We start from the raw sequence: 2,093 nt of genomic DNA, 5'->3' as shown, positions 1-2,093 counted from the left end.
GGCCCGGCCCCGATGGATCGGGGCCGGGCCGTCCGGCACGTTCTGGTCTGACCTGATCAGACGCGGGTGCCGCGGTTGCTGCGACCGCCGACGAGGCTGACGAGCCAGATCACGAGACAGGCACCGACGATAGCGGCGAGGACGCCGGGAATGGAGAATGCCTGCGGCATCGCGCCACCCTCGCTGTTGGTGAAGAACGAGACGAGCCAACCGACGATGAACGCGCCGACGATGCCGGCGGCGATGTTGGCGAGGATGCCCATCTGGGCGTCACGCTTCATGATCTTGGAGGCGATCCAACCGGCGAGTCCGCCGATGATGATCCAGGCGATGATTGTCCCCATGATGTAGTCCTTTCCCGAGAGGTACTCGGCCCGAGTGCGAGCCGCACCCACAGCAGAACACGCTTGCGCCCCGAACGCCTCCGGTCGGGCCGTGTGTGGGGTTAATCGTCGCTTATTCGTTACTCACCTGCACCTCAGGTGTCATGTGAGCAGTGGCCCTCAGGCGAGGTCCGCCGAGTCCGGGTTCTTCTGGACGTAGCGCTCGACGAACTCGCAGGCGGGCCGCACCCGCAGGCCCTCGTCGCGGGTGACCTCTAGGGCCTCGCCGATCATCCGCCCGGCCAGGCCGCGGCCGCCGAATTCCTTGTCCACCACGGTGTGCGGGAAGGTCCTGACGCCGTCGGCGTCGCTGTAGTCGGCGAAACCCGCCACGACGTCGTCGACCACGATCTCGAACCGGCCGGCGGCGGAATTGCGCTGCACCCGGATGTCCTCCCCGGCGCTCACGAGTGCGACTCCGGGCGCACGACCATCACCGGGCAGGGCGAGGCCTGCAGGAGCGCCCGGCTGGTCGAGCCGAGGACCATGCCGGTGAATCCGCCCCGCCCGTGGGACCCGACGACGACGAGCTGGGCCTTCTCGGCCTGCTCCACGAGTGCCCGGACCGCGCGATCGCGGGTGACGACCCGCTCGATCCGCACGTCGGGGTAGCGGTCGGAGAAGCCGGCGAGCCGCTCGGACAGGACCTCGAGCTGCTGTTCCTCGAGCTGCCGCCAGTCCTCGTCGGTCAGCGCGATCCCCGCGGCGGCGGCCTGGACCTGCGGGTCCATCCAGGTGTGCACCGCGATCAGGGTGGCGTCGCGGGCCGAGGCCTCGGCGAAGGCCCACGCGGTGGCCTTGGTGCTGACCTCGGAACCGTCGACCCCCACCACGACCGGGCCCGAGCGGTCGAGGTCGTCGGTGTCCTCGCGGGTCACCACGACCGGGCAGAACGCGTGGCTGGCCACCGAGGCCGAGACCGAACCGAGGACCATCCCCTTGATCCCGCCCAGTCCGCGCGAGCCCAGGACGATCATCTTGGCCTTGCGGGAGTAGTCGATCAGGACCTGCGAGGGGTTGCCCTCGACGATCGCGTGCGAGACCTCGATGTCCGGGGCGACCTTGAGGGCGGTGGCCCTGGCCTGCTCCACGATCGGCTGGCACTCCTTCTCCAACTCGTCGTAGACGGGTTGGGGCGGGACCATGCCCTCGGCGAACATGGCGGCCGGCATCGTGTAGCTGGTCACCAGCACGAGCGGGACCCGCCGGGTGGCGGCGGTGTTGGCGGCGTACGCGACGGCGCCGGTCGAGGCTGCTGAACCGTCGATGCCGACGACCACGGAATTCTCGAGTGAAGCCATGCCTCGAGACTACCGCCACGGGTGGTTCGTGGAGGCGTTCTCAGAACTCGTCGGGGAAGGGGGCGTTGGGCGGGTACGCCATGTTGAAGCTGCCCTGGAACGCCGGGAGGAAGGCGCGGCCGGGACCGAAGAGGAAGAAGTCGACAACGGCGTCGATCATGGGTGCTCCTGGGGTGAAGGGGGCAGCTGGCGTGCAAGTGACGCATGAGGTGCCTGGGGCGAAAAGTGAGTGTAGCCCAACGACTAGACTCTGCATATGCCGAAGTCCGGACGTCCGCGAAGGCCCCTGCCGTTGCGTGACGGCGTGGACCCGGTCCGGATCCGGCTCGCCGACCCCGGTCGGGGGCCCCGCAGCATCCCCGAGGAGCTGCGCCGGCGGTTCCCCGGCCGGCTCGCCGAGCTCGAGGCG

At 69.4% G+C, this 2,093-nt stretch carries 3 protein-coding genes; all 3 read right to left on the bottom strand.

Annotated features, from left to right (window positions below; genetic code table 11):
* Window positions 1-56: 56 nt before the first annotated feature.
* Window positions 57-347 carry a GlsB/YeaQ/YmgE family stress response membrane protein gene (locus G6020_RS10890; protein ID WP_182610645.1) on the bottom strand — a complete coding sequence of 97 codons (291 nt, stop codon included), beginning with the start codon at window positions 345-347 and terminating at the stop codon, window positions 57-59.
* Window positions 348-503: 156 nt separating this feature from the next.
* Window positions 504-791 carry an N-acetyltransferase gene (locus G6020_RS10885; protein WP_182610641.1) on the bottom strand — a complete coding sequence of 96 codons (288 nt, stop codon included), beginning with the start codon at window positions 789-791 and terminating at the stop codon, window positions 504-506.
* Window positions 788-1,684, bottom strand: a complete 897-nt coding sequence (locus G6020_RS10880; protein ID WP_179523576.1) for a universal stress protein — start codon at window positions 1,682-1,684, stop codon at window positions 788-790. Before G6020_RS10880 ends, G6020_RS10885 begins: the two co-directional genes overlap by 4 nt.
* Between the last annotated feature and the right edge of the window lie 409 nt (window positions 1,685-2,093).

The organism is Dietzia sp. B19, from assembly GCF_014145155.1.
Classification (GTDB): domain Bacteria; phylum Actinomycetota; class Actinomycetes; order Mycobacteriales; family Mycobacteriaceae; genus Dietzia; species Dietzia natronolimnaea.
Note: the sequence above shows the minus strand (reverse complement) of the source record. Positions and strands in the feature narration are given on the sequence as shown.